The organism is Chlorobium ferrooxidans DSM 13031, assembly GCF_000168715.1.
Taxonomy (GTDB): Bacteria; Bacteroidota; Chlorobiia; order Chlorobiales; family Chlorobiaceae; genus Chlorobium; species Chlorobium ferrooxidans.
In genome coordinates this window covers 80,482-86,880 of sequence record NZ_AASE01000008.1, presented here as the reverse complement: position 1 = coordinate 86,880, position 6,399 = coordinate 80,482, and the positions used below count along the sequence as shown (strand labels likewise).

At 47.2% G+C, this 6,399-nt stretch carries 7 protein-coding genes; 5 read left to right on the top strand and 2 right to left on the bottom strand.

All coding sequences use genetic code 11. From position 1 onward, the window contains the following. Window positions 1-188: 188 nt before the first annotated feature. The 5 genes from CFERDRAFT_RS06050 to CFERDRAFT_RS06030 all read left to right on the top strand — a co-directional run bounded on the left by CFERDRAFT_RS06050 (window position 189) and on the right by CFERDRAFT_RS06030 (window position 5,400). Window positions 189-1,421, top strand: coding sequence for a TRC40/GET3/ArsA family transport-energizing ATPase (locus CFERDRAFT_RS06050; protein ID WP_006366304.1), 1,233 nt, complete (start codon window positions 189-191; stop codon window positions 1,419-1,421). A 123-nt stretch (window positions 1,422-1,544) separates the two neighbouring features. Further along, window positions 1,545-1,964 (top strand): chlorosome protein C, encoded by a 420-nt coding sequence (locus CFERDRAFT_RS06045; RefSeq protein ID WP_006366303.1) that lies wholly within the window; start codon window positions 1,545-1,547, stop codon window positions 1,962-1,964. 143 nt (window positions 1,965-2,107) lie between these two features. Continuing rightward, window positions 2,108-2,350: a bacteriochlorophyll c-binding family protein gene (locus CFERDRAFT_RS06040; RefSeq protein ID WP_006366302.1), complete on the top strand. Its 243-nt coding sequence runs from the start codon at window positions 2,108-2,110 to the stop codon at window positions 2,348-2,350. A 276-nt stretch (window positions 2,351-2,626) separates the two neighbouring features. Continuing rightward, complete coding sequence (locus CFERDRAFT_RS06035) at window positions 2,627-4,177, top strand: hypothetical protein (RefSeq protein ID WP_006366301.1); 1,551 nt, start codon at window positions 2,627-2,629, stop codon at window positions 4,175-4,177. 68 nt (window positions 4,178-4,245) lie between these two features. Beyond that, window positions 4,246-5,400: an ArsA family ATPase gene (locus tag CFERDRAFT_RS06030; protein WP_006366300.1), complete on the top strand. Its 1,155-nt coding sequence runs from the start codon at window positions 4,246-4,248 to the stop codon at window positions 5,398-5,400. Window positions 5,401-5,476: 76 nt separating this feature from the next. Here the strand turns inward: CFERDRAFT_RS06030 and folK are convergent, their stop codons facing one another. Together folK and folB are read right to left on the bottom strand one after the other, a co-directional pair. Next, complete coding sequence (folK, locus tag CFERDRAFT_RS06025; protein ID WP_040433289.1) at window positions 5,477-5,983, bottom strand: 2-amino-4-hydroxy-6-hydroxymethyldihydropteridine diphosphokinase; 507 nt, start codon at window positions 5,981-5,983, stop codon at window positions 5,477-5,479. A gap of 4 nt (window positions 5,984-5,987) precedes the next feature. After that, a complete protein-coding gene (gene folB / locus CFERDRAFT_RS06020) occupies window positions 5,988-6,365 on the bottom strand; it encodes a dihydroneopterin aldolase (RefSeq protein WP_006366298.1) in 378 nt (125 codons plus the stop codon). Between the last annotated feature and the right edge of the window lie 34 nt (window positions 6,366-6,399).

Here is a 6,399-nt window from a genome sequence, read left to right as displayed (position 1 = left end):
GTAGATTTACGCATAATGCACCATAAGTACTCTGTGCCGGCCGGACTTGATAAAACGGGTATAAAACAGCCGGAATAATATTTTTAAACATCGATTGAACTGTGTATGTTTGATCTTTTGCAGAATAAGCTCAGAGTTATATCTTGAACTCTCTGCCCGTATTCTTTAAATATTCCAAACTTCGGTTCATGCGTATTTTAACATTTACAGGTAAAGGCGGGGTAGGAAAAACCAGTGTATCTGCAGCTACGGCGGTCCGTTTGTCAGACATGGGTTATCGAACCCTGATTCTTTCGACCGATCCGGCGCACAGTCTCTCGGACTCCTTTAACCTTCCTCTTGGACCTGAACCGACAAAGATCCGGGAGAACCTGCATGCCATCGAGGTCAACCCCTATGTGGATCTCAAACAGAACTGGCAGTCCGTTCAGAAGTACTATGCAAAGGTGTTTATGGCCCAGGGTGTTTCAGGGGTCATGACCGATGAGATGACCATTCTTCCGGGTATGGAAGAGCTTTTTTCCCTTTTGAGAATAAAGCGCTATAAAGCCTCCGGCCTTTATGATGTACTGGTGCTTGATACGGCCCCGACCGGAGAGACCCTCCGGCTGCTCTCTCTTCCCGATACCCTTGCATGGGGAATGAAAGCCATCAAAAATGTCAATAAATATATAATCCGCCCGCTCAGCAAGCCGCTTTCAAAAATGTCCGACAAGATTGCGCACTTTGTACCTCCTGAAGATGCCATAGAGTCGGTTGACCAGGTTTTTGATGAACTTGAGGATATTCGCGACATCCTTACCGATAATGTGAAATCAACGGTGCGTCTTGTCATGAATGCGGAGAAGATGTCCATCAAGGAGACCATGAGGGCTCTGACCTATCTGAATCTTTACGGATTCAAGGTCGATATGGTGCTTGTCAACAGGTTGCTTGACACAGAAGAGGATAGTGGCTATCTTGAGAAGTGGAAAACTATTCAGCAGAAGTATCTGGGCGAGATTGAGGAGGGTTTTGCTCCGCTACCGGTTAAAAAACTCAGGATGTATGAACGGGAAATTGTCGGTCTGGAGGCGCTTGACCGCTTTGCCAGGGATATGTATGGTGATACTGATCCTTCGGACATGATGTATGATGAACCGCCGATCAAGTTTGTCAGAATCAAGGATGTGTATGAGGTTCAGCTGAAGCTGATGTTTGCCAATCCTGTTGATATTGATGTCTGGGTTACCGGTGATGAGCTCTATGTCCAGATCGGTAATCAGCGGAAAATCATCACGCTTCCAATCAGTCTTACCGGGCTTGAGCCGGGCAATGCTGTTTTCAAGGATAAATGGCTCCATATTCCTTTTGATCTTGACCGGAATGAGCAGAACCGTCTGCAAAATGAGTCTAAAAGTAATCACAATCAGCGTGCTTGACGGGGTAGTACGAGAGTGCTTGCTTCGGATGATTTTTATGTTTAACTTGTTTTCACATAATCTTGTTAGCTATATATCATAACAGGGGCTCAGCTTTGCGGCCTCATTTCCAAGGAGGGAAATATGTCGGAATCGTACCAGAAACTGCGTAAGGATTTCAAGGAACTTGAATTTACTGATCGCCTGACTTTTCTTGCCGAAAGTGTTCTCTTGACCGGACAGAGCGCAGTAGTGGGGGGGTTGAACCTTGCCGGAAGCCTTTTTGACACCGTAACCGGTACCGTTGGTGCTGTTATTGATGCTTCGGGCATTGGTAATCTGCTTGGCAATACCGGTGGAGTTGTCGGGGAGACTATTGACCGTGTAGCCATTACCGTCAAGGATGCCTCAAGAACAGCCAATGAACTTTACGCTAACGCCGTTGAAACGGTGGAGAATGCTACGAGCAATGCAGCAACTGCAGTTGGTGATGTAGGGGTTTCAGCCTCGACTGCAGTCAAGAATTTTACCGGCTCATTTCAGAAAGGACCGGTAAAAAAATAGAATCGTTTGATTGCTGATCAGATGATTGCGTTTTGGTCCCTGTAATTTTTTTTGTGTTTTTTCGTTTATTACTGTAAATTGATTACAGAATACTGTTTTAAATATCTGTTAACTTTCCAATAATTTAATTCCAAGGAGGAATTATGAGTGGTGGTGGCGTTTTTACTGATATCCTGGCTGCAGCCGGCCGCATTTTTGAAGTAATGGTTGAAGGCCATTGGGAAACCGTTGGTATGCTGTTTGATTCACTGGGCAAAGGCACCATGAGAATCAACCGCAATGCATATGGCAGCATGGGCGGAGGCACAAGCCTTCGTGGCGGATCACCTGAGGTTACAGGTTATGCTGTTCCTTCAAAAGAAGTTGCTTCAAAGTTTGCGAAGTAAGCAGATAAAGATCCTCTTTCTTCAAGGCAGTGAAAAGTTTAATGTTTCACTGCCTTTTTTTATTTGTGTCAAGCCTTAGCAGAAGCTGAAAACAAAGTCAGCTCTTTCCATGAGCTTTTTCCTGGCGGCTTTCCGGCCGTAAATCTCTTTTGAGTTCCATTACTGATCACGAGGGCTTACAGGCTCTGTGGATCAGTAATTTCTGTTTATTCTAAAATTTTAATAGATTTCGCTTCAACGTCCCATTAAGAGTTAAGTGAACGGGTAGAGGGGTTAATGGCTAATATATCTTTGTATGTTTCAGGGCAGACCGAGCAGAGTGATATAACCGAGTTTTTTCAGAAAGGCCTTATGAATGCAGGGGAGAATGCCATTGCATTTTTTGACGGGGTCTTTTATGAATCACATCAGGAACGTGTCGGTAATATTGCATTTCAGGACTATCTGATCTATACCGACAAGGCGGTTTATCTTTGGGCACGGGGTTCTGCAAAAGACTTCCTCGACAGATTTGATCTTGGTACGGTTTCAGTCAACAGCCGCAATAAAGATCATGATTTTGCAACGCTCAATCTGAAAATCCGCAGGGAGGACAAAGATCCTGTCTATGTGATTTTTGACATGGTTGAACTGCGTGAAGCCGAACAGATCTCAAAACTGCATACGGTGATTGAGTCGATCATTGAAGAGCATCTCGGCCTTAATTTCCGTAAAAACCTGCCGGACGAAGTTGCTGATGAAGTCCTGAGAGCAGCTCGCAGTGTTTGTATTCCCCAGATTATTACGCTTCGATTAGCAGCACCGGATCCGGCCCAGCAGGAGAGCCATATCGGCTATGGTCAGGATCTGCTTGAACAGTACAAGGCAAATATGGGTTATCCTCCCTCCGAGCGCGCTCAGCAGCCCGGAATGCCCCCTTTAGGTGTATCGCATGGTCAGGAACATGGGCAGGGAGGGTTTTCTCCGGCTGACGCACTCAAGGGGCTTGAAAACATTCTTCCCACGGATCCGGCTTCACTGAAACGAGTTGTTGAATCCCTGAAGGATCTGGTTGGAGATGCACCCTTCAAGCTTCGTGATCAGCTGCGCAGTGACCTGCAGCATGTGCCGGGAATGCTTTCGGCTATCACCGAACTGCTTACCAGTATATCGGATAATCCCCAGGCCGAGCGTTTCATCATGAATATCGTCAAGACAGCTGTCCGCAATGACGGCATGATCGGTTCGGTAAGCAAGCTTATGAAGCTCTCTTCCAGTTTTGGCGGTTCACCGAAGAAAAATTCTCAAAAGGGCAGTTCCAATTCTGGATCTTCCAGAGACTCTTCACGCTCAGATCGTCGCGATCCTTTTGATGATGACGAGGCAACCGGTCAAAGAAAGAAGATCAAGATCAGCAGTGAAGATGGTGCTACCCGGAATGATGACTGTTTCGGCCGGGACACTTCATCGGGAAAAGTAACTACCGTTTCATCAGCATCCGGCACCAAGAGCGGCCGCTCTTTTGCCGATCTCGATGATGATGATGCTATGCCGAAACGCAAGAGCATATCCATTCAAACTCTTGACGAAAACCAGCCGGCTATTGTCAGGCACATGTTGCATACCGATGACTCTGTTCAGGGAAACGCCACGCCTGAACGTGTTGCTCCAAAGCTTTCAGGAGAGAATGGTGCCGGTACGGCAAGAAAAAAAATCAGTATTGTTCCCGAAGAGGGGAAAAAAGAGGGGAAATCTCCGGAACAACCGGGCGCTGAAAATATGCCGGATCCTGATGAGATAGCCGCAGCTTTTGCTGCTATTCGCCTCCCTGATGAGGATGACGGGTAACAGAGGTCTGAACATCGATAACAAGCATTCAATCAAGATCAACTCCACTCAATAGTTTTATTACCAACATGAGAATTATTCTTTACTTGGGTAAAGGAGGGGTAGGGAAAACCACCGTTTCAGCCTCAACTGCGACTGCAATTGCCCGAAGAGGACAACGGGTTTTGATTATGAGCACCGATGTTGCTCACAGCCTTGCCGATGCGTTCAGTGTTGAGCTCTCCTCTACACCATTGGAAGTTGAAAAGAACCTCTTTGCCATGGAGGTTAATGTTCTTGCCGAAATCAGGGAGAACTGGAATGAACTCTACTCTTATTTCTCTTCTATTTTAATGCATGACGGTGCCAATGAGGTGGTCGCTGAAGAGCTTGCTATCATGCCTGGAATGGAGGAGATGATCAGTCTTCGTTATATCTGGAAGGCGGCCAAGTCAGGAGATTATGATGTTGTTGTTGTTGATGCTGCGCCGACTGGCGAGACCATGAGACTGCTTGGCATGCCGGAATCCTATGGCTGGTATTCCGACAAGATCGGCGGCTGGCACTCGAAGGCCATCGGTTTTGCCGCACCGCTTCTGAGCAAGTTTATGCCGAAGAAAAATATCTTCAAACTCATGCCTGAGGTAAACGAGCATATGAAAGAGCTTCATGCCATGCTTCAGGATAAGTCCATAACCACTTTTCGGGTTGTGCTTAATCCTGAAAATATGGTTATCAAGGAGGCCTTGCGTGTACAGACATACCTCAATCTTTTCGGTTACAAGCTTGATGCTGCTGTAGTCAACAAGATTCTTCCCTCAAGCTCCACAGACTCATACCTTCAGAGTCTGATTGACATCCAGACCAAATATCTCGGTGTGATCGATAACTGCTTCTATCCGGTGCCGATTTTCAAGGTGAAACAGTCTACAGCCGAAATTATCAATACCGACCGCCTTCATGTGCTGAGTCAGGAGATGTTCGGTGATAAAAATCCGGCGGATATTCTCTACTCCAATGAGAGAACCCAGGTTCTGGAGAAAGTCAATGGTAAATATGTGCTGAGTCTCTATCTGCCCAACGTGGAGGTAACGAAGCTCAATGTCAATATCAAGGGTGACGAGCTGCTGGTCGATATCAACAACTTCCGCAAGAGCATTATTCTTCCGAATGTTCTGGTCGGGCGCAAGACCGAAGGCGCTGATTTTGCAGGAGGCAACCTCAATATCACCTTTGCCAACTGAGAGCAGTTTCAGCTCTGTTCTCTGAAAAAGAGCGTTAGATAAGGACGGACGGCTTCTCGGCGGTCCGTCCTTTTTTTTACACTCTGATGGACTCTCTTACCCTTATCAGAACCGACCGGTCGATGCATCGGTCGAGAAGCTGCAGGGTGTTTTCACCGGTTGCAGGATAGAGGGGATTGGCGATATCGAGCATGGGTAGAAGTACGAACTTCCTGCAATGCAGTTCGGGGTGAGGAATGGTTAGTGCAGGTGTGCTGATCACCAGATCATCATAGAGCAGAATATCAAGGTCGATAACCCTCGGGCTCCAGCGTGGATAGGTTTCAGGCCGGCCGAGCTCCTGCTCGATAATTTTGCACTGCCGGCGAAGCTCTTCAGGTGCAAGGGCAGTGTCAAGAAGAACAACCCCGTTGTAAAACCGGTTCTGGCCGGCCTCTCCTACCGGTTCAGTCATATATACATGCGAGACTTTTACCACGGCTGTGTTCTCAAGAAGGCTCACCCGGTCAACCGCTTCCTGAAGATGGTGCAGACGATCTCCGATATTGGATCCGATTCCGATAAATACCTTGTGCGGCGTCATAGTATCAGTGACGGGATGTCGTGTAATCAGCCTCGGCATAGTCGCAGATACCGTCAACAGGCGGATTCCGCTTGCGTACCCTTATGGAGAGGCGTTCAATCACCGGAAAGTCGAGCAGGAGCTCGTGAGCAATCTCATAGGCGACAGCCTCGATGAGAAAGAATTTTCTGAGGGTCAGCGCTGCCCTGATTTTGCGGTAGACCGCACCGTAATCGATGGTTTTGGTGATATCGTCGTTTTTGGCTGCATCGGTATAGTCAAAAAAGAGTTCCGCATCGACTTCATATTTCGCACCGACCGTATGCTCTTCCCTGAGGACTCCGTGGTGTGCATAGAAGACCATGTTTACCAGCCGGACGCATGAGAGGGAGTGCTGTGTCATAAATAAGGTTCAGATGATCAATGTCATGCAAGCT